20 protein-coding genes are annotated in these 20,115 nt (G+C 72.8%); 6 read left to right on the top strand and 14 right to left on the bottom strand.

Annotation, left to right across the window (positions count from 1 at the left end):
- Positions 1-5: 5 nt before the first annotated feature.
- The 3 genes from ACFPBZ_RS18735 to ACFPBZ_RS18725 are packed head-to-tail and all read right to left on the bottom strand — an operon-like array spanning position 6 to position 2,408.
- Positions 6-536: a winged helix-turn-helix transcriptional regulator gene (locus ACFPBZ_RS18735; protein WP_378037615.1), complete on the bottom strand. Its 531-nt coding sequence runs from the start codon at positions 534-536 to the stop codon at positions 6-8.
- The gene (locus ACFPBZ_RS18730; RefSeq protein ID WP_378037614.1) at positions 523-1,368 is read right to left on the bottom strand and encodes a carboxymuconolactone decarboxylase family protein; all 846 of its coding nucleotides are present in this window, start codon (positions 1,366-1,368) and stop codon (positions 523-525) included. Before ACFPBZ_RS18730 ends, ACFPBZ_RS18735 begins: the two co-directional genes overlap by 14 nt.
- Positions 1,365-2,408, bottom strand: coding sequence for a sulfite exporter TauE/SafE family protein (locus ACFPBZ_RS18725; protein ID WP_378037613.1), 1,044 nt, complete (start codon positions 2,406-2,408; stop codon positions 1,365-1,367). The genes ACFPBZ_RS18730 and ACFPBZ_RS18725 overlap by 4 nt, the downstream gene beginning before the upstream one ends.
- A 174-nt stretch (positions 2,409-2,582) precedes the next feature.
- Here ACFPBZ_RS18725 and ACFPBZ_RS18720 point away from each other — a divergent pair, with 174 nt between their 5' ends.
- From ACFPBZ_RS18720 to ACFPBZ_RS18700, 5 genes are all read left to right on the top strand, one after another.
- Positions 2,583-2,858, top strand: coding sequence for a DUF6235 family protein (locus tag ACFPBZ_RS18720; RefSeq protein WP_378037612.1), 276 nt, complete (start codon positions 2,583-2,585; stop codon positions 2,856-2,858).
- 83 nt (positions 2,859-2,941) lie between these two features.
- Complete coding sequence (locus tag ACFPBZ_RS18715; RefSeq protein WP_378037611.1) at positions 2,942-3,490, top strand: DUF6423 family protein; 549 nt, start codon at positions 2,942-2,944, stop codon at positions 3,488-3,490.
- A gap of 3 nt (positions 3,491-3,493) precedes the next feature.
- The gene (locus ACFPBZ_RS18710) at positions 3,494-4,846 is read left to right on the top strand and encodes an NAD(P)/FAD-dependent oxidoreductase (RefSeq protein WP_378037610.1); all 1,353 of its coding nucleotides are present in this window, start codon (positions 3,494-3,496) and stop codon (positions 4,844-4,846) included.
- A complete protein-coding gene (locus ACFPBZ_RS18705; protein WP_378037609.1) occupies positions 4,839-5,270 on the top strand; it encodes a DUF6187 family protein in 432 nt (143 codons plus the stop codon). The genes ACFPBZ_RS18710 and ACFPBZ_RS18705 overlap by 8 nt, the downstream gene beginning before the upstream one ends.
- 11 nt (positions 5,271-5,281) lie before the next feature.
- A complete protein-coding gene (locus tag ACFPBZ_RS18700) occupies positions 5,282-5,821 on the top strand; it encodes a carboxymuconolactone decarboxylase family protein (RefSeq protein ID WP_378037608.1) in 540 nt (179 codons plus the stop codon).
- 19 nt (positions 5,822-5,840) lie between these two features.
- Here ACFPBZ_RS18700 and ACFPBZ_RS18695 read toward each other — a convergent pair whose 3' ends face one another.
- The 6 genes from ACFPBZ_RS18695 to ACFPBZ_RS18670 all read right to left on the bottom strand — a co-directional run bounded on the left by ACFPBZ_RS18695 (position 5,841) and on the right by ACFPBZ_RS18670 (position 11,641).
- On the bottom strand, positions 5,841-6,539 hold the full coding sequence (locus ACFPBZ_RS18695; protein WP_378037607.1) for a DUF899 domain-containing protein: 699 nt from the start codon (positions 6,537-6,539) through the stop codon (positions 5,841-5,843).
- An 85-nt stretch (positions 6,540-6,624) separates the two neighbouring features.
- Positions 6,625-8,199, bottom strand: coding sequence for an acyl-CoA carboxylase subunit beta (locus ACFPBZ_RS18690; RefSeq protein ID WP_378037646.1), 1,575 nt, complete (start codon positions 8,197-8,199; stop codon positions 6,625-6,627).
- Between the two features lie 41 nt (positions 8,200-8,240).
- Complete coding sequence (locus ACFPBZ_RS18685) at positions 8,241-8,552, bottom strand: hypothetical protein (RefSeq protein ID WP_378037606.1); 312 nt, start codon at positions 8,550-8,552, stop codon at positions 8,241-8,243.
- Between the two features lie 88 nt (positions 8,553-8,640).
- Positions 8,641-9,054, bottom strand: coding sequence for a DoxX family protein (locus ACFPBZ_RS18680; RefSeq protein ID WP_378037605.1), 414 nt, complete (start codon positions 9,052-9,054; stop codon positions 8,641-8,643).
- A 59-nt stretch (positions 9,055-9,113) separates the two neighbouring features.
- Positions 9,114-10,346, bottom strand: coding sequence for an ABC transporter substrate-binding protein (locus ACFPBZ_RS18675; protein ID WP_378037604.1), 1,233 nt, complete (start codon positions 10,344-10,346; stop codon positions 9,114-9,116).
- Positions 10,343-11,641 carry a cytochrome P450 gene (locus ACFPBZ_RS18670; protein ID WP_378037603.1) on the bottom strand — a complete coding sequence of 433 codons (1,299 nt, stop codon included), beginning with the start codon at positions 11,639-11,641 and terminating at the stop codon, positions 10,343-10,345. Before ACFPBZ_RS18670 ends, ACFPBZ_RS18675 begins: the two co-directional genes overlap by 4 nt.
- A gap of 408 nt (positions 11,642-12,049) precedes the next feature.
- On the opposite strand from ACFPBZ_RS18670, the gene ACFPBZ_RS18665 reads away from it, so the two are divergent.
- Entirely contained in the window at positions 12,050-13,165 is a 1,116-nt protein-coding gene (locus tag ACFPBZ_RS18665) for an acyltransferase family protein (RefSeq protein WP_378037602.1), read from the top strand.
- Positions 13,166-13,726: 561 nt separating this feature from the next.
- Here the strand turns inward: ACFPBZ_RS18665 and ACFPBZ_RS18660 are convergent.
- The 5 genes from ACFPBZ_RS18660 to ACFPBZ_RS18640 all read right to left on the bottom strand — a co-directional run bounded on the left by ACFPBZ_RS18660 (position 13,727) and on the right by ACFPBZ_RS18640 (position 20,085).
- Positions 13,727-14,488, bottom strand: coding sequence for a DUF2306 domain-containing protein (locus ACFPBZ_RS18660; RefSeq protein WP_378037601.1), 762 nt, complete (start codon positions 14,486-14,488; stop codon positions 13,727-13,729).
- Positions 14,485-15,648: an epoxide hydrolase family protein gene (locus tag ACFPBZ_RS18655; protein ID WP_378037600.1), complete on the bottom strand. Its 1,164-nt coding sequence runs from the start codon at positions 15,646-15,648 to the stop codon at positions 14,485-14,487. Before ACFPBZ_RS18655 ends, ACFPBZ_RS18660 begins: the two co-directional genes overlap by 4 nt.
- Before the next feature lie 60 nt (positions 15,649-15,708).
- Entirely contained in the window at positions 15,709-17,067 is a 1,359-nt protein-coding gene (locus tag ACFPBZ_RS18650) for a nucleotide disphospho-sugar-binding domain-containing protein (RefSeq protein WP_378037599.1), read from the bottom strand.
- A 119-nt stretch (positions 17,068-17,186) separates the two neighbouring features.
- Positions 17,187-18,773 (bottom strand): MFS transporter, encoded by a 1,587-nt coding sequence (locus ACFPBZ_RS18645; protein ID WP_378037598.1) that lies wholly within the window; start codon positions 18,771-18,773, stop codon positions 17,187-17,189.
- Positions 18,774-18,846: 73 nt separating this feature from the next.
- The gene (locus ACFPBZ_RS18640; protein ID WP_378037597.1) at positions 18,847-20,085 is read right to left on the bottom strand and encodes a class I SAM-dependent methyltransferase; all 1,239 of its coding nucleotides are present in this window, start codon (positions 20,083-20,085) and stop codon (positions 18,847-18,849) included.
- Positions 20,086-20,115 lie beyond the last annotated feature (30 nt).

The raw sequence follows: 20,115 nt of genomic DNA, 5'->3' as shown, positions 1-20,115 counted from the left end.
CGGGATCACCCCGCGGCACTCGCCGGGTCCGACCTCCGTGCCCACGCCTCCAGGGCCGTCACGACCGGGACCAGCCCGGCCCCGTGGTCGGTGAGGCGGTAGACCGAGGAGGTCGCGGGGAGCGCGAGCCGTTCCCGCTCGACCACCCGAGCCGCGGTGAGCTCCCGCAGCCGCTCCGCCAGGACCGTCGGGGAGACGCGCGGGAGGTCCCGCCGGAGATCGACGAAGCGGCGCGGGCCCTGCGCGAGCACGCGGACCAGGTCGAGGGTCCACCGGCGTCCGAGGAGGTCGGCGGCCCACGCGAAGCTCTCGTCGTCGGTACCGCCGGAGTCGACGACCTCCCGCACCCGCTCCAGCGACATCCCGGCCGCCCCGACGAGCGACCGGATCACCCGCAGCCGGTCCACGTGCTCCTCGTCGTACCAGGCCTGCCGGGCCGACTCGCGGTGGCCGGCGGGGAGCAGCCCCGCACGCAGGTAGAACTTGATCGACGAGATCGGCACGCCGGACCGCGCGCTCAGCTCACCCAGCCGCACGACCGCTCCCCCCGAGAGGTGTCACGGCCGCGGCGGCGCGGGCGGCACCGGCGGCGGCGAGGGCCACGACGAGCTCGTCGCCGCCCGCCACGCGCCCGACGACCTCGGGTGTCACCCGCCAAGGCGCGACGGCGACCAGGACGGCGAGGTGGAGCGCGGGGTCCGCGGGGAGCTCGTCGCCGAGCCCCGGGGGCCGGGCGAGCGCCGCGTACACCGCGCCGCGCACGGCAGCGGCGAGCCGGGCACCGAGCACGACGTCCGCGACGTCCGCGACGTCCGCGAGCAGCTCGGTGCCCGAGCGGCCCACCGGGCAGGGCTCGACCGGCCGGTCCGCTGCCGACCCGAGCATCCGCAGGGCCGTCCGCCGGACGGGCTCCGGCGCGGCCGGGGGCAGCGGCGACTCCGGGAGGAACACGGTGACCATGCGGTTGAGGTACTCGAAGGTGCCCCGGACGGCGAGGAGCTCGTCGTTCTCGACCGGGACGTCGGCCGGACCGCCCAGCTGCTCGCGGCTCGCGTCGTGGACCTCGACGCAGTACGGGCACTGGTTGGCGCGCGAGACGGCGGCCGCGACCGCCTCCCGCTGCGCGCGCGTGGTCTCCCCGCCGACGAGCAGCGTGGCCCGCAGGAGCTCCCACACCGCGACCAGCAGGCCCGGCGCCGGCGAGTGGAGCGCGACGGGCGGCGCGAGCATCCCGAAGTCCCGCTCGACCTCCCGGTAGACGCGGCGCACCACCCCCCGCGACCGCCCGTACAGGACGGGGTCGACGTACCGGACGTCGCGGATCGCGCGGCGCAGCGGGAGCCGGGCGACGGTGAGGAGGGTGGTCATGCGGCTTCTCCCTGGGGTTCCGTGGAGGTGCCCGCGCCGTAGCGGCGCACGCGGGTGAACAGGAGACAGACCGCCGTCGCCAGGGCCAGCCCCGTGACGGCCAGGACCGCGGCGACGGGCGGGATCGGCACCAGGACCACCGTGCTGACGAGCTCCGCGGCGATCAGCACGACGAGGATCCACCGGATCGTGGCCGCGGAGAGCCGTCGGCAGATCACGGCGCCGAGCGGGGCACCGACCACCACGATCGGAACCGCCGCGAGCCAGTACTCCCACACCACCGGTGGGACGTCGCGCAGCAGCACCACGTGGGAGAACGAGGCCGCGACCGAGACGACCGACATGATCACGACGGTCGTGGGCGTCGAGACCTTCTCCGAGACCCGGAACAGCAGCACGAGCACCAGGAACATCACCGTGTTCTCGCCGACCCCGACCATCCCGGAGAGCAGCCCGCCCGCGAGTCCGGCGACCACGATCACGGCGTCCTCGCGCCGCCCCCGCACCGGGATCGCCCGGTGGTGGGCGACGGTCCCCCGCGCCTGCCCGACGACCAGGGCGATCCCGAGCGCCACGATCAGCACGGTGAACCCGAGCCGGATGCCGGACGAGGGGACACCGGGGGCGAGGACGGTCGTCGAGAACAGCACCCCGGCGACGCCCGCCGGTGTCCCGAGGGCGATCACCCGCCGCTCGACCGGGACGCGCAGCACGAGGATCACGATCGCCGCTCCGATCATCCCGACGCTCTGGATGAGGAACGTGAAGACCCTGGCGTCGGTCGGCGGGATGCCGAGCACCTTGGTGAACATCGGGAACGCGATGGCGCCGCCGCCCTCGCTGGTGCCGCCGCCGACGAGCGAACCGAAGATCATGGTCACGGCCACCGACGCGTGCCGGCGGATCGCGTCCAGTGCCTCTCCACCGCCGAGGACCAGCCAGGCCGTCCACACCGTTACGGCGAGCAGCGCCTGGAGACGGAACGGGGTCCGGCGGTGCTCCCGGGGCGCGGGTGGGGCAGGTCGTTCGAGGACGGTCACGGTGGCAGCTCCTCCCGATCAGGTGTGGATCACCCTGATCGCTCCGAGATGCGTCCGGCTACTCGTGCCGTGCTCTCGATCTCGCTCGCGGCATCGTCCGGAGCGCAGTCCAGGAGACGTGGTCCGGGGAGTCGTCGGCGGACGCTGATGTCACCGACGACCCGAGGAGGAGCCATGGACCCGCCCCTGAGGCTGGTGGGAGCCGAGGACGCGATCGACGACTTCTCGGACGACGCGACCCAGGCCGACCGCAACGTGGTGTACGAGGCGTTGTTCGCGATCGTGGACGGATCGGTGGAGGAACAGTACGACGTCCGGTCCGAGGACGGTCGGTACCAGATCGAGCTCGGCCGTGACCTGGAGGTGCGCGGCGGCATCGACGAGGAGTCGTTCAGCGTGGAGTCCATCGACCGGCAGCCCCCCGGGGCCGAGGAGCCGGAGACCCCCTGACACCCGATGTTTCCTTGACACCCTTTCCGGGCGTCGTCAGGCTCGAGTCCGTCCTCGTGGCGGTGGAACGGAGTGAGTGCTCCATGGCATCACCGGAACTGCCCGGGCTCGACGTCTCGGGCCGCATCCGCTCGCGTGACATCCAGATGGCGGGGGTCGCCGACGTCCGTCGCCGCGTCCTCCTCGTCTCCGGTGCCGTCGACACCGTCGACCAGGACGTCTCCGTCGTGGTCGACCTCCCGGAGCCCGGGCGGTGGCAGGTCATCAAGGCCGAGACCAACCTGACCGACCGCACCTGGATCGCGATGCAGGTCGTGGTGGGCGGCGACTCGACGATCGTCGACGACGACGACGCCGTGCTGTTGTCGAGACAGTTCTCGAAGTCGTTCCTGACGCCCGACCAGCGTCGCGTCGTGTTCTACGACGGGGAGGTGCGGCCCGGCGAGTCGGTCCTCAAGGTCTACTCGCTGGACGCCGGCACCACGCGGCCCGCGTACTCGTACTCCCAGTACTCCCCCGTGACCGCGGAGACGACCGCGGAGACCGGGCTGACGATCGAGGACATCGTGCGGGACGGGATTCCCCAGCGCCCGGTGGTCGAGCTCGTCGTGCCGGTCACCGTCGTCCCCTGACCCGTGACGGTCTTCCTCCCCGCCCCGCAGCTCCTCGACTCACCCCGAGGACGGCCCTGGCCGTCGCTCCCCGCGCCCGGAGACGTCCCGGCCGACCCGCCGCCCTCCGAGACGGAGGTGGCCGTGGTCGGCGCCGGCCCGGCCGGCCTGTCCGTCGTGTCGGCGCTGTGGCACGACGGGGTGCGCGACGTGGTCGTCCTCGACCGTGACCCCGCGCCGTGTGCCCGCTTCTTCGCCCGCATCGACCGTCTCGGACAGCGGGTCCTGCGCTCGCCCTACGAGCACCATCCCGGGGTGGAGGGCTACCGCGACTGCGAGCTGCTGGACTTCGCCCGGATGCACTGGGGCCGGCTGACCCCGGTCGAACGGCGCGAGATCCGCATGGCGCAGTCCGGACACCGCTCGGTCGTCCCGGTGGACGTGTTCGAGGCGTACTGCGAGCACCTGTCCGCGACCCACGGGATGGACCGGGTCCGGCGGGCGGAGGTCCGGGAGGTCCGGGAGGTCGACGACCGGGTGCGGATCACCACCGACACCGGCGTGGCCACGGCCCGGTTCGCGGTGCTCTGCCCGGGTGAGGAGCGGCGCGAGGCCCCCACGGGCTGGTGGGGCGGGGGGCCGACCCCGCCCGGCGTCCACTACTGGGACGAGCCCGGTGCGGCTCCTCCCCCGTCGCTCCGCTCGCCCGCGCCCGGGGCGGACCGGGTCGTCGTCGTCGGTGCGGGCCTGACCGCGGCCCACCTCGTCACCGCGGCGCTCGGGTCCGGCGCCCGGGTCGACTGGGTGGTGCGGGCCGAACGGGAGCACTACCAGTGCGCCGACGTGAACGCCTCCTTCTTCCGCCCGGAGGGCCGGGCCCGGTTCGAGGGCCGGGACCGTACCGACCGCCGGGCCATGCTCCGGGCCCACCGACGCGCGTCGATCATGTTCGAGTTCCGACCGCGGCTCGAGCGGGCCGAGTCGGAGGGCTCGCTGGTGGTGCACCGGGCACGGACGGTGCTCGCCGTGGCCCCGGGAGCGGTCACCCTCGACGACGGCACCCGGGTGCGCGGGGACCGGATCGCTCTCGCTCTCGGGACGGTGCCGAACGGGGTCGCCGGAGGCGCCTCGCTCCTCGCGCCGGAGATCGCCCACGGCGACGACGGGTGGCCCGATCTCGACCCCAGGACACTGGCCCACGCCCGCTCCCCGCGCGTGTTCGCGGTGGGAGCGACCACCTCGATGGTGCTCGGCCCGGCCGCCCGCAACATCGACGGGCACCGGGTGGCCACCGCCCGGGTCGCCGCGGCGATCGCCGGGGGTCTGCGCCGCGGAACGCCACGACGCCCCGAGGTCGGGGTGGGCGTCGATGGATGACGGTCCGCACCGGGGTCTGCCCGCGCTGGACGCCTCCGCCGACGAGGAGATCGGGATCGTGCTGCTCGGCCTGGACGCGGAGCGGCTGCTCGCCGGGCTGGGCCTCTCCTGCGACGACCCCGGGCGCGACCCCGCGCTCGTCGCGCTGGCGGTCGATCGCGCCCGCCACGGTGCCGTGGACGGCGTGACCCTCGACGACCTCGTCCGCCGAGGCACCCACCACTGGACGACGTGGCGGCCGGTGCTCGCCGACGCGGGGCTCGCCCGGATCCCGGTCGGCTCGGTCCGCGAGAGGTGGGCGGCCGTGGCGAGCCGGACGGCCCACCTGGAGGCCCTCGCCGAGCGCGACGCCGCCACCCGGATCCACCTCACCGCCTGCTGGCTGCGGCGCGCCGACGTCGACCGCTGCGCCGTGCACCCCTAGAGAGGGCCGCCGTGTCCCACCTGCCGTCGCTGCCGCCCGAGACCACGCTGCTGGACGTCTTCCGGGCCCACCCCGGGCCGGTCGGGCCCCTGCTGGAGCTGCACGAACGCGTCATGCGGGCGGAGTCACCGCTCACGCCCGGGCAGCGGGAGCTGATCGCGGCCTACGTCTCCGGGTTGAACGGGTGCGGCTACTGCCACGGCGTGCACACGGCGACCGCCGAGGCGTTCGGGGTGCCGGCGGAGCTGCTCCCGGCGGCCCTGGCCGATCTCGACTCGGCGCCGGTCGAGGGACGGATGCGGCCGCTGCTGCACTACGTCCGCGTCCTCACCCTCACGCCGAGCCGCGTCGCCGAGGACGACGCCGAGGCGGTGTACGCGGCCGGCTGGGACGAGCGGGCCCTCCACGACGCGATCGCGGTGTGCGCCTTGTTCAACTACATGAACCGGGTGGTCGAGGGCGCCGGTATCCGCGCCGACGACGCCTACGCGCAGCTCTCGGGCCGCCGCCTCCGCGACATCGGCTACGCCGGACTCGCGGCGCTGCTCTGATCCCCGCGGCCGGACCGCGTCAGTGCACGTGGGCGTAGTCGGGGCGGAGCAGCGGCCAGGGCTCGCCGCCCTGGTTGCGGCCCAGAGGGGCACGGTCGAGCCACTGCAGGGCGAGGTTCAGCACGTCGGTCGCGCGGGAGTAGCCGGAGTAGGTGTGGAACACCTGGTCGCCCTCGCGGGCGAACGAGCTCAGCCCCTGGGCGTCGACCACCGGCATCATCTCGGCCAGCTCGCGCGGGAGCTCCTGGAAGTTGTGCTCGGCACCCGCCCGGACCTCCTCGGCGGTGTAGAGCACCTCGAGGTCGCGGTTGAAGTCGCTCCCCTCACTGGAGACCAGCGGCAGCGTCCAGCCCTGCCGCTTGCCGAAGGCGAGGACGTCCTCGAGCGGGAAGCGGCAGATCGTGGCCACGGCCACGTCGTGGCCCTGCAGGTGCGGGGCGATCCCGTCGAGTCCGTCGATCACGCACGCGCACGCGGGGCAGCCCGGGTTCATCATGTGGTAGACGACGAGCTGGGAGTTCCCGGCGAACAGGTCGGCGAGCGAGGCCGGCCCGTCGGCCGTGGCGAACGCGTAGTCCTTGTCCACCGGCACCCAGGGCAGCTCCCGACGCTGCGTCGCGAGCTCGTCGCCGCGACGGGTGTGCTCCTTCTCCGCCTCGAGCAGCGCGATCCGCTCCTTCCGCCACTCCTCGTGGGTCCCGATGCGGTGCTCGGTCATGGTGGTCCTCCCGGTACGGCGATCGTCCGGGGCACTGTGCCGGGCCCGACCCGGGCGCGACAGTGAGGAACGCACGACCCGGGGGTCAGAGGGGGATGTTCCCGTGCTTGCGGTCCGGGCGGTCCGCCCGCTTGGCCCGCAGCATCGCGAGGCCCTCGACGATCGCGGACCGGGTGTCCGCCGGGTCGATGACGTCGTCGACGAGGCCCTGCGCGGCGGCGTGGTCGGGGTGGAGGTAGCGCTCGCGATAGGTGTGCTCGTACTCGCGACGGAGCAGGTCGGGCTCGTCGGACTCCGCCAGCTCCCGGCGGAACAGCACGTCCACCGCGCTCTCGGCGCCGAGCACGGCGACCTCGTTGGTGGGCCACGCGAGCGCGAGGTCGCACCCCACCGACCGGGAGTCCATGACGATGTAGGCGCCCCCGTAGGCCTTGCGCAGCACCACGCTGATGCGCGGCACGGTCGCCTCGCAGTAGGCGTAGAGCAGCTGCGCGCCGTGCCGGATGACGGCCTGGTGCTCCTGCTCGAGGCCGGGCAGGAAGCCGGGCACGTCGACCAGGGACAGCAGCGGCACCCCGAACGCGTCGCAGAACCGCACGAACCGCGCCGCCTTCTCCGACGCCGCCCGGTCGAGCACGCCGGCCAGCACCGAGGGCTGGTTGGCGACGATCCCGACGAGCTCGCCACGCACCCGTCCCAGCGTGGTGACGACGTTGGTGGCGAACTCCTCGGAGAGCTCGAAGTGGTCGCCGCCGTCGACGATCTCGCCGATCACCGCGGTGACGTCGTAGGGCGTCGCCGGATCGGTCGGGACCACCTCGCGCAGCCGGGGCCGGGTGTCGTCGGCGACCTTGCCGGCACGCACGGCGGCCGGGCTGTCGTTGTTCGCCGGGAGCAGGCCGACGAGCGTGCGGACGTCGGCGAGGGCCGTCTCTTCGTCGTCGGCCACCACGTGGGCGAGACCGGTGCGGCTCCCGTGCATGTCGGCCCCCCCGAGTTCCTCGTGGGTGACGTCCGCACCGGTCACCTGGCGGACGACGTCGGGCCCGGTCAGGTACATCCGCGTGAGTTCGCGGACCATGACGACGACGTCGGCCAGGGCGGGCGCGTAGGCCGCTCCCCCGGCGCACGGGCCGAGCAGCACGGCGATCTGCGGGATCACCCCGGAGGCCGCGACGCTGCGCCGGAAGATGCCGCCGTACCCGTCGAGGGCGGCGGCACCCTCCTGGATGCGGGCGCCGCCGGAGTCGTGCAGCCCGATGAGCGGGGACCGGGTGGACACCGCGAGGTCCATCACCTTGTGGATCGTGGCGGCGTGGGCTGCGCCGAGGGAGCCGCCCAGCAGCATGGCGTCCTGGGCGAAGACGAACACCCGGCGGCCACCCACCGTCCCCGACCCGGCGACGACACCGTCGGTCTCCGGTCCGTCGCCGCCCGCCCCGCGGCGGAACGTGTCGATCTCGGTGAAGCTCCCGGGGTCGAGGAGCAGGTCGAGACGCTCGCGGGCGGTGAGCCGGCCGGCGTCGCGTCGCCCGGCGACCCTCCGAGGCTCACCGTCCTCGATCGCCCGGCGGCGCGCCGCGCGGGCGGAGGTCAGGGCGGCGAGGTCGGGCGGTGCGGGCGGGGGCACGACGACCTCGTCGTCGCGGACGAGGCGCAGGGCCGGACCCGGCCCCGCGCCGTCCTCCCGGTCCGGCGAGGTCACGCCGCGCGCTCGTCGTCGACCGCGTCCCGCGCCGCGCGGGCCCGCTCCAGGTCGATCGGTCGTGCCTCGAACGGTGCGGCCGGCCGGTCGGGGATCATGGCCTCGAGCTCCTCGACCCGGCTGCTCCACGACACCATGGCGTCGGCGCGCTCGAAGCGGTCGTCGCCGGCCGCCTCGGCCTCCGCCCGCATCTCGGCGGCGAGGTCGCTCCAGACGATGCCGCGGGCCAGGCCCGAGACATCCCGACCGGGCATCTCGTCGGCCGGCGGCTCGACGGCTCCGGGGAACGGGTTCCGGTCGCTGATCATGGCATCCTCCATCGATGGTGAGCTGGTACGAGCCTGCTCCGGAGCCACGGCTCCGCTCTTCTCCTGCGATGCCGCTCCCCGCGGTGCGTCAGCGACCGTCGCGGACGATCCGGCGCACCAGGTCGTTGCGCAGGTACAGCGGCAGCCAGACCAGCACCCCGAAGCCGAGGACGACCAGGTAGTCGGGCAGCAGCGGCGCCCCGATGCGCAGGTGCACGGCCACCGCACCGCCCACCACACCGCTCAGTGCCACGGCGCCCAGGATCTCTGTCCGCGGCACCAGGTACAGCGCCAGGCAGACCAGTAACACCGTGCCGATGACCGGCATGACGGAGACCGGGAACCCCATCCGGTTCACGGTGGTGTCGACCATGAACGGCAGCCGCAACAGCTTGGACACGGCGACGAAGACCAGGAAGACGCTGACCAGGACACGGCAGACCGACGCCGCGGCCGCGGCGGTCCGACTCGGGGTCCGGCTCGCCCGTTCGGTGGTGATCATGATGTCGGACCTCTCTCGGGTTGGCTGCTCCGCCGGGACGGGTTCGCCCCGGACGATGATCAGGACGATCGGGGGCGGGACGACCCGACACGGCGCGCGTCGACACCGCTCTCCCCCGGCCCGTACGCGGCGACCCCGGCAGCGATCTCGGACCGCAGGGCCTCGATGTCTCCCGACGCGGAGAAACGGCCCACCGCCGACACGACGGCAGCGGCCTCGGCCCGGGTGCACGCCGAGCCGTGCGCGCACGACGGCACGAGCTCGTTCCCCGCGAGGTCGTCCATCGTGTCGCGTCGGTAGGTCGAGTAGTCGGCGCGGTCCGCATCGATGCGCGCGGGGACGGACCCCTTTCGGAGGCTGAACGCGCGCTGTCCCTCCGGGCCACCCACGGTCGCCAGCCAGCGGATCGCCGCCTCGGAGTTCGGCGCGTCCCGGGGAAGGACGAAGGCGTCCCCGAGCCACTGGAAGGTTCCGTCGGCGCCGGGGAACGGACGATGTGAGTAGGACCGGAATCCCTGGCGCTCCCAGGCACCGAGCACCCAGTCACCCATGAACAGATAGCCGGCCTCGCCGCGACGGAGGAGGTCCGCAGCCTGCGCCCAGGTCAGGTGGTCACGGTCGGGGGGCGTGTACGCGAGCAGCGCGCGATAGCGGGTGAGTGCCTCGGCCACGTCGGTCCCCGACCAGTCGGCCGCCTTGCTCCACAGCGAGCGGAACCGCTCCGGCCCGAGCGTCGCGAGCAGGACCCCCTCGAGCAATCCGAGCTGGGCCCAGTCGGCCCCGACGGCGAGCGGATGCCGGAGCCCGGATGCGGACAACGCATCAAGATGGTCGATGAACTCCTCGAAGCCGGCCGCGGGCACGGCGAGTCCGGCACGGCTGAGCACCCCCTCGTTGCCCCACAGCACGAGCCGGTGGATGCCGGCGGGCACTGCGTAGACCTCGCCGTCGACGGACACTCCGTCGAGCAGCCCTCGCGGCAGGACGTCGGCCAGGCCCCACCGGGCGACCTCCTCGGTGAGGCTTCCGAGCAGCCCGCCCTCGACGTACTCCCGCACCTCCGCGCCAGGATGGACCTGGAAGCTGTCCGGGGGGCGCTCGGCCTGCAGCCGGGCCCCGAGCGCCTCGTGCCCGTCGGCCGCCCCGGCCGGGAGGACCGCGTCGAGGACCTCGTGGCCCGGCCAGGCCCGCGTGAACTCCTCGGCGACGGCGTCGACGGCCGCCTTCTCGTCCCCCGCCGTCGCCCAGGCGAGGAGCTCCACGCGGCCACGGGCCGGCCGTTCGGGGGTCATGCCGCTCCTCGGTGGACCTCGGACGTCGAACCACCGGGGGTGGAGGTCACCGGCAGGCTCTTGATCCCGTTGACGAGGGCCGACCTGAGCCGCACCGGCTCGCCCGTCACCCGGAGGTCCGGCATCCGGGTCAGCAGCTCCCGGAAGATCACGCTGATCTCGCGACGTGCCAGGTGTGCCCCGAGGCAGAAGTGCGGTCCCGGTCCACCGAAGCCGATGTGCGGGTTCGGCGAGCGCAGCACGTCGAAGCGGTCGGGGTCGCTGAAGTGGCGCGGGTCCCGGTTGGCCGCCCAGTAGAACATCAGGATCTTGTCTCCCGGTCCCAGGAGCTGCCCGCCCAGTTCGGCCGGCTCGGCCTGCTCGGCCACCGTCCGTCGCTGGAACATCACCGGCGTGGACCAGCGGACGATCTCCTCCACGGCCGTCGGGGTCACCGCGTCGAGATCGGAGAGCCAGATCGCACGCTGCTCCGGGAACCGGGAGAGCAGCTCGATCCCCCAGCTGATGGCGTTGCGGGTGGTCTCGTTCCCGGCCCCGACGAGGAGGATGAAGAAGCTGGCGAGCTCCGAGGGACTGAGCGCCTCGCCGTCGATCTGCGCGCTCACCAGCGTGGAGATCAGGTCGTCGCCGGGACGCGCCGAGCGGTGGGCGGCCAGGTCCAGCATGAGCTCCGACAGCCGGCGGCTGGCGTCGGACATGACCTGCATCGGGTCGTCCTGGTCGACGACGTAGTCCGGGTCCGCGATGCCGAGCATCCGGTTGGTCTGCTCGGACACGAACCCCTGCTGGCTCGCCGGGACACCCGTCATGTCGCAGATGACACGCAGTGGCAGCTCGGCGGCGACATCGGCGACCGCGTCGAACTCACCGCGCCCGATCACCTCGTCGACGATGCCCGCCGCCACGTGCGCCACGTTCTCGACGACCGCGTCGAGCATCCTCGGTGTGAACGCGCGCGACACGATGCGCCGGAGCCGGCCGTGCCTGGGTCCGTCCATCGTGATCATCGACTGGCCGAGATCGGCCAGTTCGGGCGGGAGGTCCACCGCACTTCCACTGCCCCTGCCGGAGATGAACCGGGCCGGGTCGCGGCTGGCGCGGAGGATGTCGTCCATCCGGGTCAGGGCGTAGTAGCCGGGTCCCCGTGGAGCCAACCCGAGCACCGGCTCGGGGAAGAACGGCAGGCCGGGCTGCTCGCGCAACGCCTCGAACGCCGCCTGCCGGTGCTCGATCGACGCGGACCAGAAACCGTCCGTGTCGTTGAGATCGATCGCGTTCCGTTCGATGGCCGTCATCTGGTCGCTCTCCTCGTGGCAGGGACTGCGGACCACGCCCCCGGACATCGGAGACCCGACACCTCGTCATCCGATGGCGCCGGTCCGTCACGCTCGCAGGGCGCGGGGCACGCGGCCGTCTCCTCCTTTGCGCGCCGGGTGCCTCGAGGCGGGCGGCACCGGACGCGGGCTGCGAGCACGCGGGAAGACGCGCCTCCGCGCCACACACGGAGAGGGTCGCTCCCGGAGCGCGCGGGCCGCCGTCACCCCCAGGGACCGGCAGTACGCGACAGCTCCCAGGAGGCCGGCTCGTCCGGCCGAGACACCTGATCCCAGCGAGAGGAGGAGCATGACATGACCGCGACAGCGCAGGCCCACGTCGACTCCCGGAGCACGGACCCGCCGTCGACGTTGCGATCGTTGACGGGCTTGCGATTCGTCGCAGCCTTCGCGGTGTTCCTCTTCCACACCGGACTGAGCATGAATCCGATGGAACTGACGGGACCACCGATCAGCCCGTTCGCCGACGACACGGTGGCTTCCTGGTACGAGTCGCTCTTCAGCAACTCAGGCTTCGTCGGGGTCTCCGTCTTCTTCGTCCTGAGTGGCTTCGTCATCGCCTGGTCGGCCCGACCCGGCATGCGGGCGACGGCCTTCATCCGCCGTCGTCTGGTGAAGATCTTCCCCAATCACCTGGTGATGTGGGCACTCGTGATGCTGTTGTTCGCCACCCCCCGGGCCGACTGGACGGTGTGGCTGCCCAACCTGTTCCTGGTGCACCCCCTGATCCCCGACCTCGACATCAGTCTCGGTGTGAACATGCCGGCCTGGTCGCTCGGCAGCGAACTGCTCTTCTACCTGTGCTTCCCGCTGCTCGTCGGACCGATCTCCCGGATCGCGTCGAACAGGCTGTGGCTCTGGGCCGCTGCGATGGTCGCCGGACTCGCGGTCTACAAGATCCTCGCGGTCACCGTCGTGCCGGACGGCGGCGGAACGGGAGTGGCGATCGAACCTGACCTCCGCTACTGGTTCGGCTACATCTTCCCCGTGGGCCGCATGTTCGAGTTCGGGCTCGGCGCGATCCTGGCCTCCATCGTGCGATCCGGTAGATGGGTCCGGATCACCCCGGTGCCCGCCGCCGTCCTGATGGTCCTGGGTTATGTCGCGACCCTGTTCACGCCGGCCCAGTTCGCGCTCAACCTGGTGACCGTCATCCCGATCGGCCTGCTGGTGGCCTCGCTCGCGGATGCGGACGTGCGAGGAGCGCGGACGGGGCTGCAGGGCCCTGTGTTCGTCTGGTTCGGGAAGATCTCCTTCGGTTTCTACCTGTGCCAGAGCGTGACGATCTTCTACCTCCGGGCCGCGACGGGCGGACCGCAGTACTCCACACCCGTGGCCGTCCTGGTGCTGATCGGGCTGTTCGCCACGAGCATCCTCGGTGGCTGGTGCCTGCACCGCTTCGTGGAGATGCCGATGATGCGGAGGTGGGCGTCGGCCCGGCGCCCCCGGACCGACGTCGATCCCGCTCGCGAACACTCCGCCTGAGCGGTCGGGGCCGGACATGTTCCGGCCCCGACCCCGCGGGACCACCCCGGCGCCGATCCCGGCGACCGGGGTTCTCGTCGTCCCCGCGCCGGGGTGTCCCTTCCGCGGAGCCGCCCGAGGCCCGCCCTGCCGCTGGTGGACCGTCGGTCGTCCGCGACCGGGTCGTCCCACGGTCCGGTCCCGCCGGCGGCGCGGTCGTGCACCGCCGGTGGATCACCCACCGAGGCCCTGCCGGAGTCCGACGAGCGGTCGTCGCGCGACCGGCGGCGCTCGGGAACCGGTCCTCGCCGACGGGTCGCCGGGCGGTGCCGGTCCGGCGGCCCACCCAGTTCCTCGGCGGCCTGCTGAGCCGCGGGTACGTCGACGATCCGACCGGCCCTCGGGGGTTCCCTCGAGACGCAGCACGATGGTCTCGACCGGAACACGACAGCGGGCGGGGCACGACCCGCCTGCCACGGGCACGACGAAGTCCGCGCCCGAGCGGGTGCTCGGGCGCGGACCTGACGAGCCGCCGCGGGGGCTCATCCTGGCGGTGCGGTCGACCTCGACCGGCGCTGATGGTCAGGCGGAGCCCGCGGTGGTCCGCGCCGCCGGGGTGGGGGCCGGACCCGGCGCGGTGGCGGCAGCCGACCGCCGGTCGGCGCGCCGGAGCCGCCACGCGCCCCGGAGCAGCCACAGCTGGACCCCCACGAGATTGAGGAGCCAGCCACCCCAGCCCACGATCAGCAGGAACGTCGTCGCGCCGATCACGTCGGGGTACAGGGGCGTCAGGACGACCTTCACCAACCGCGAGGAGACCGCGTCCATCGTGAGGGCGAAGCTCGACAGCATGAACCATCGGTGAGCGATGTAGTTCCGGCGTCGGCCGGCCACCACCCCGAGCGCTGTCGTCGCCACCCACAGCACCTCGAGGGTGACGCGGGAGGCCAGGGCGAACCAGGTCGGCGCGGCGAGCGTCGGCAGCAGCACCGCGGCGAGCGCCGCGCTCGGTGCCACCCCGCCGACGACGTAGAGCCAACCCGCCCACCGATGGGCCTGCGGATGGCGTCGGCGGAACCATGGCCACACCTGGAGCACGACCGTGGTCATCGCCACGGTGCCGAAGACGATGTGGGCGAGGACGACCGGATACTTCAGTGGCTGGTCCGCCGGCAGATCGACCGTCGCCGTCCGCGGATCGAAGGTGATGTAGTACGCCCAGATGTAGACGAGGGCCGCGACCACCAGTGCGGCCAGCGGCGCGATCCACGCACGTCGCCACCACGAGGCGCCGGCGCGTCGGCCGGGCGACATCAGCCGCGCGCGCGGCGCCCCGATGCTCACGTCTCGGCGAGCTGCCGTGCGAACGCGCGGACGTCGGCGACGTACTCGTCGGGCCGCTCCATCGCCCCGAAGTGTCCGCCGTCCTCGAGTTCGGTCCACCGCACGATCGACGGGTGGTCGCGCTCGGCGAGGGCGCGGATCGGCGCGGCGGGGTCGTCCCCGAAGGCCGCCACCGCGATCGGTACCTGAACCGGGGCGAGCGAGAGTCCCGGGGTGAAGAGCGCACCGAGGTGTGCCGCCGATTCGTAGTACATCTGCGCGGCGGACCCGCCGGTGGCCGTCAACCAGTAGATCGATGCGTTCGCGAGCAGCCGGTCACGGCTGACGACGTCCTCCGGCACCTTCGCCGAGACGTTCCACTCCTGGAACTTCTCGACGATCCAGGCGAGCTGGCCCACCGGGGAGTCGACCATCCCGTACGAGACCGTGTCGGGGCGCGTCGACTGGATCTTCATGTAGCCCGAGCCCTCCGCGTCGAACCGGCCGAACGCGGCCAGGCGCGCGCCGTCGAGGTCGTCGAGCGCCGCGAGCTCCTCCGGCTCCCCGCTCGGGGTCGCGAGGATCATCGACACGTGGGCACCCCGGACGTGCTCCGGGTCGGTGCGGGCGAGTTCGAGCGAGATCAGTGACCCCCAGTCGCCCCCGCCCGTGAGGTAGGCCCCGTAGCCGAGCCCTGCCATGAGCTCGGCCCAGGCCGCGGCCACCTTCTCGACACCCCAGCCGGGTCGGGCGCCCGCCCCGGAGAACCCGTGACCGGGCAGCGAGGGCGCGACGACGTGGAAGGCGTCGGCCGGGTCCCCGCCATGGGCCCGGGGATCGGTCAGCGGGCCGAGGACGTCCAGGAACTCCACGACCGACCCGGGCCAGCCGTGGGTCAGGAGCAGGGGACGCGCGTCCGGCTCGGGCGACCGGACGTGCAGGAAGTGGATCGCCGTACCGTCGATCTCGGTCAGGAACTGGGGCCAGGCGTTGAGTTCGCGCTCCGCGGCGCGCCAGTCGAAGCGCGTCCGCCAGTACTCGGCCAGCTCACGCAGGTAGCGGACGGGGACCCCCCGCTCCCAGTCCCTGCCGGGGCCCTCCGCAGGCCACCGGGTGGTGTCGAGGCGACGGCGGAGCTCGTCGAGGTCGTGATCCGGGATGTCGATGCGGAAGGTCTCCATGCATCGATCCTGCTGCGGCCCCCGCTCCCCGCCGTCTCCTCGCTTGCCGACCGGGGGCCGCTACCGCCCCCGGTGTTCGGCGGCCAGCCGCTCCAGGACGGGCACGATCTCGGCGGGGCTGGGAGTGGCCAGCAGGTCGCGGCGCAGCCGGTCCGTCCCCTCCCCGAACGACGGTTCCTCCAGGACGCGCCGGATCATGTCGCGCATCTCGAAGGCGTCGGGGCGACTGACGTTCATGACGAGGCCCGCACCGGATCCGGTCGCGTACCGGGCGAGCGCCGGGCCGAGGCTGTATCGAGAACGGTCCGTCCGCTCTCCGACGAGTTCGGTCGTCGTGATCTTGTGGTCCGCGAAGTCGACCACGATCTGCCGGAGACCGTTCGCCACGGCCGGCATGACCGTGCCCATCCCACCGTGGTGGATGAGCAGGTCGCAGGTGGGCAGGAGCTGGTCGAGAGCGATGAACTCGACCACCCGCACGTTGTCCGGGACCTTGTCGACCGCCGAGAGCTGGAGCTCGTTCAGCGTGGCGACGACCTCCACCTCGAGGCCCGCCAGGGCGTCGAACAGCGCCGGGATGTGGTCCCAGCCGCCCTCCATGAAGCTCCGCTCGGACAGCCCCAGCGAGATGGCCACCCGGGGGACCTCGGGCACCGGGTACAGCCAGTCCGGCACCACCTCCTGGCGGGTGACGGGGATCCACCGCATCGCCAGCGTGGGGGCCGAGACGTCGGGTCCGACGGCCGGCGGCTGGGGGTTGACGGTCCACTGCCCCAGCAGGAGCTCGCGGTCGACCGTGACCCCGTAGCGGTCAGCGAGGGGACGGACGGTCTCCGCCAACGGATTGTCGACGAGCGGGGAGCCGGTCGCCTCGTTCTCCTCGTTGCGCCGGTCGATCCGGTCCGAACCCCGGCAGAAGACGTCCGGGGCCGTCCACCACCTCGCGTGCGCGGCCCCACCGACGCGCGCCGCGACCGCGGCTCCGGGGACCGTCGGATCCCACAGGACGAGGTCGGGTCGCCACGTGCGCACGAACGAGACGAGCCCGTCCATGGCCGGCATCGGGTCGGTCGCGTCCCCCCGGTACGGGACGAAGTCCCACATCGACGGCACGTAGTACTGCGTCAGCACGTCCCAGTGCTCGCGGTCCGGATCGTCGGGGGCGAACCCGAGGCCCTCGGTGATACGGGCGAGGTCCGCACGCTCCGCCTCGTACGCCCCTCCGGGTCCCACGAGCCCCGACATGCTGTCCGCGGCGCAGATCGACACCGGGGTGAGTCCCATCGCCGCGGTCTCGGCGGCGACCGCCGGGTGGGAGGCGACGCACACCTCGTGCCCCGCCGCCCGGAGCGCCCACGCCAGCGGGACCAGTGGGTACAGGTGTGCCGGTGCCGGCCAGATCACGAAAGCTACGCGCATCGACTGCTCCCTCGGAATGCCCGCCAGCGGACACGGATTCTCGGACCGCTCCGATGGTGCACCCGGTTTCCCGACGCTCCGTCCTCTCGATTGCCGGTCCGGGTCGGGCCGGGATCCGCTCAGGATCGCGGGTGGACACCGGCCCGGTCGTGGCGCGCGGAGGTGTCGGCCGGCGGTCGATCCGCGCCGACGGACTCCGTCCCCGGCCGCGGCGGGCGGCGCGACAGCACGACCGCTCCGACGACGAGGAGGGCCGTGATCCCCGTGCCGACCGACGCCACGACGTGCAGGCCCGCGGTGAAGGCGGCGCGGGCCTGGGCCACGAGCTCCCCGGCCGGGCGGGGATCCAGCCCTGCCGCCGAGCCGAGCGCACCGGGCAGCGTGTCACGGGCCGCCGGGAACGGGGAGCTCTCCATCGCGGCCCGGTAGACGACCGAGGCGACGGTGCCGAGGCCGGCGATCCCGAGCGCGCCGCCGAGCTCCAGGCCGGTCTGGCTGAGGGCGGTCGCCGCGCCGGCGTTCTCGGACGGCACGGCGCCCAGGACGAGATCGGTGCCGAGCGGACCGCAGGCACCGATGCCCGTCTGGACCAGGATCAGACCGACCACGAGCCGCACCAGGTCGCCTCCGTCGGCGACCTGGGCGAGCACGACGAACCCGACCATCGCGACGCCGACCCCGACGGCCATCACGTGGCCTGCCCGGAAGCGACGCGCGATCACCGGCGCGAGCAGGGAGGCGAGCGCGAGACCACCGGCGGAGGGGACCGACCACAGCCCGGCCTGTGCCGGCGGCAGTCCCAGGACCAGTTGGAGGTACTGGCTCGACAGCAGCAGGGTGCCGGCCATGACGACCGAGCCGAACACCATGAACAGGACGCCGACGGTGAAGGTCCGGTTCCCGAACAGGCGCAGGTCGAGCAGGGGGGCGGGCGACCCGAGCTGGCGGCGGACGAAGACCAGACCGAGGACGAGGCCCGCGGACAGGATCAGGACGTTCACCGTCGTGGGACCGATGCGGGCGAGGTCCTTCAGTCCGTGCGCCAGGGACAGGATCGCCACCAGGGAGAGCGCGATGCTCGGCAGGTCGACCGTCGGCGCCCGCACGTTGCGGTGCTCGGGGACCGTGAACGGCCCGACGACCAGCAGGACCAGCATGAGGGGCACCCCGACGAGGAAGACCGCTCCCCACCAGAACCGGCTCAGCAGCAGACCTCCGACGACCGGCCCCACCGCCGTTCCACCCATGAAGCAGCTGATCCAGACGCCGATCGCGAGCCCGCGCTGGTCGGGGTCGGTGAACATGGTCGAGACCAGCGCGAGCGTGTTGGGCAGCATCATCGCCCCGGCGACGCCGAGGGCGGCGCGCGCGACGATGAGCATGCCGGGCCCGGCCGAGTACGCGGCCGCGATCGATGCGAGGCCGAAGACGGCCGCGCCGACCAGCAGCAGCCGTCTTCGGCCGAACCGATCACCCAGCGAGCCCGTGGTGACGAGGAAGCCCGCCAGCATGAACGGGTAGACGTCACCGATCCAGAGCAGCTCGACGCTGCTCGGGGCGAGGTCGGTGCTGAGGCTCGGCAGCGCGAGGAACAGCACGGTGAGGTCGAGCGAGAGCAGTGCCGGCACGAGGGCCAGGACGGCGAGCCCCGCCCAGGCACGTCGGTCGGCCCTGCCCTCGGACGGATGACGGTGTGGTGTGGACACAGGACACCTCGTGGAAGGTCGCCGTGGCGATGGAGTCACGCCCCCGCGGGGCGCCCTGCGTCCGACGACCCGCCTAGTCGACGATCCGGACCTCCGGCAGCGGGACGACGAACCTGCCCCGGAACCCCTCCGTGCGGAGTCGCGAGATCACCTCGTCCGCGATGTGCCAGGAGAGCAGCAGGGCGTACTCCGGCTGATCCGGCCCGCACAGGACCTCCTCCTGGTCGACGACCGGGACGTGCGTGCCGGGAAGCAGCCTGCCGATCTTGAGCGGGCTGATCTCGGCCACGTACTCGAGATCGTCCGGGCCGAGCGAGCAGTAGTTCAGCACCGTGATCCCACGGCCGGGCGCGGACGCCGCGGCGATGCGCGAACCGTCCGCGGTGATCTGTGCGATCACCCGGCGCAGCTCGTCCCGGTGGTCCTCGACCCGGCGCGCGAAGGCGTCGTAGACGGCCCGGTCGGTGAGGTGCAGGGAGTCCTCGAGGCTGCGCAGATCGGTCACGGAGCGCTCGATCTCGTGCACGCCCGCGTGGCCCGCGAAGACGCGGATCGACCCGCCGTGGGTGTCGATGTGGTCGACGCGGAACACCTCGAGCCCGTGCAGCTCGAAGGCGGCCTGCATGGCGGTCACCGAGTAGTACCGCGAGTGCTCGTGATAGGCGAAGTCGTACTGCAGACCCTGCAGGAGGTCCACCAGGTAGTGGGACTCCGAGACGAACATCCCGCGGTCGTCCAGGATCGTGCACACCCCGTCGAGGACGTCGTGGAGGTCCGTGACGTGCGCGAACGCGTTGAGGGTCACGACGACGTCCGCCGGCCCCTCGGTCACGAGCACCTCCTTCGCCACCTGCGAGCTGAAGTAGTCCTTCACCACGGGCGATCCGCCGGGTGACTCCGAACCGCAGGGGTCGACCCCGAGGACGTCGAACCCGCGCTCGCCGAGCTCGTCGAGCAGGCTGCCGTCGTTGCTCCCGATCTCGACGACGGACCCGCGTCGCGGCTCCCCCGTGTGCAACGCCGCCAGCTCGTCCGCCAGCTCGCGGAGGTGACCCCGGTAGCCCGCGGTCAGTCCCGCGAGGTGGTGGTAATCGTCGGCGAACAGGATGCGCTCACTGACCGGCTCCATGGCCTGGACGAGACCGCACCGCGTGCAGACGCCGAGGTCGAGAGGCCACAGCTTCTCGGTCTCGGCCTCCTGTGCATCCACCGGGAAGCGGAAGGCCGGTTGCATGCCGAGGGACAGGAACTCGGTGACCTCGACGTCCTCGCAGGTCTGGCAGAACGTGAGTCGACCGGTACTGGTGGACATGTCCGGACTCCCTTCCTTGGTCAGGCGGTC

It is taken from the genome of Actinomycetospora atypica, from assembly GCF_042653685.1.
GTDB classification, from domain to species: domain Bacteria; phylum Actinomycetota; class Actinomycetes; order Mycobacteriales; family Pseudonocardiaceae; genus Actinomycetospora; species Actinomycetospora atypica.
Note: the sequence above shows the minus strand (reverse complement) of the source record. Positions and strands in the feature narration are given on the sequence as shown.

Bases quoted from the DNA above. Each gene is read 5' to 3' on its own strand.
- ACFPBZ_RS18705 (WP_378037609.1), top strand. From the start codon at position 4,839: ATGGATGACGGTCCGCACCGGGGTCTGCCCGCGCTGGACGCCTCCGCC.
- ACFPBZ_RS18680 (WP_378037605.1), bottom strand. From the start codon at position 9,054: ATGATCACCACCGAACGGGCGAGCCGGACCCCGAGTCGGACCGCCGCG.
- ACFPBZ_RS18715 (WP_378037611.1), top strand. From the start codon at position 2,942: ATGGCATCACCGGAACTGCCCGGGCTCGACGTCTCGGGCCGCATCCGC.
- ACFPBZ_RS18650 (WP_378037599.1), bottom strand. From the start codon at position 17,067: ATGCGCGTAGCTTTCGTGATCTGGCCGGCACCGGCACACCTGTACCCA.
- ACFPBZ_RS18695 (WP_378037607.1), bottom strand. From the start codon at position 6,539: ATGACCGAGCACCGCATCGGGACCCACGAGGAGTGGCGGAAGGAGCGG.
- ACFPBZ_RS18720 (WP_378037612.1), top strand. From the start codon at position 2,583: ATGGACCCGCCCCTGAGGCTGGTGGGAGCCGAGGACGCGATCGACGAC.
- ACFPBZ_RS18730 (WP_378037614.1), bottom strand. From the start codon at position 1,368: ATGACCACCCTCCTCACCGTCGCCCGGCTCCCGCTGCGCCGCGCGATC.
- ACFPBZ_RS18675 (WP_378037604.1), bottom strand. From the start codon at position 10,346: ATGACCCCCGAACGGCCGGCCCGTGGCCGCGTGGAGCTCCTCGCCTGG.
- ACFPBZ_RS18685 (WP_378037606.1), bottom strand. From the start codon at position 8,552: ATGATCAGCGACCGGAACCCGTTCCCCGGAGCCGTCGAGCCGCCGGCC.
- ACFPBZ_RS18655 (WP_378037600.1), bottom strand. From the start codon at position 15,648: ATGGAGACCTTCCGCATCGACATCCCGGATCACGACCTCGACGAGCTC.
- ACFPBZ_RS18640 (WP_378037597.1), bottom strand. From the start codon at position 20,085: ATGTCCACCAGTACCGGTCGACTCACGTTCTGCCAGACCTGCGAGGAC.
- ACFPBZ_RS18670 (WP_378037603.1), bottom strand. From the start codon at position 11,641: ATGACGGCCATCGAACGGAACGCGATCGATCTCAACGACACGGACGGT.